This is a genomic window from Colwellia sp. BRX10-4, from assembly GCF_014077465.1.
Lineage (GTDB): Bacteria > Pseudomonadota > Gammaproteobacteria > Enterobacterales > Alteromonadaceae > Colwellia_A.
Window position 1 is genome coordinate 1 of the sequence record NZ_JACGVZ010000123.1, and the last position, 349, is coordinate 349.

Annotated in this window: 1 tRNA gene; it reads right to left on the reverse strand. The window is 36.7% G+C overall.

Going from position 1 to position 349, the window contains the following annotated elements:
- Nucleotides 1-230 precede the first annotated feature (230 nt).
- A tRNA-Ile gene (locus tag H4J67_RS20120) sits at nt 231-307 on the reverse strand.
- Nucleotides 308-349: the final 42 nt, after the last annotated feature.

Consider the following 349-nt stretch of genomic DNA (forward strand, 5'->3'; position numbering starts at 1 on the left):
TATGTAAATCACAGCGCGACACCGTTCATTACGACATAAATACTTTATTTATATCAGCTTTCCAGATTGTTAAAGAACTCATTCTTAACGCGCATTCGGTTAAAAACGTGGTTTAAAAAACCAAATTAATATTCACTCACAAAATACTTAAAAACATTCAGTATGACGAAAGTAAACCTTAATTTGGTCTTTTCTTTAATGAAGAAGATTAATCAATTCAGCGAATGAATTGGTAGGTCTGGGCAGACTTGAACTGCCGACCTCACCCTTATCAGGGGTGCGCTCTAACCAGCTGAGCTACAGACCTATCTTATTAGCAAGCCCAAGGGCTTTCTTCTTCTAATTTGTT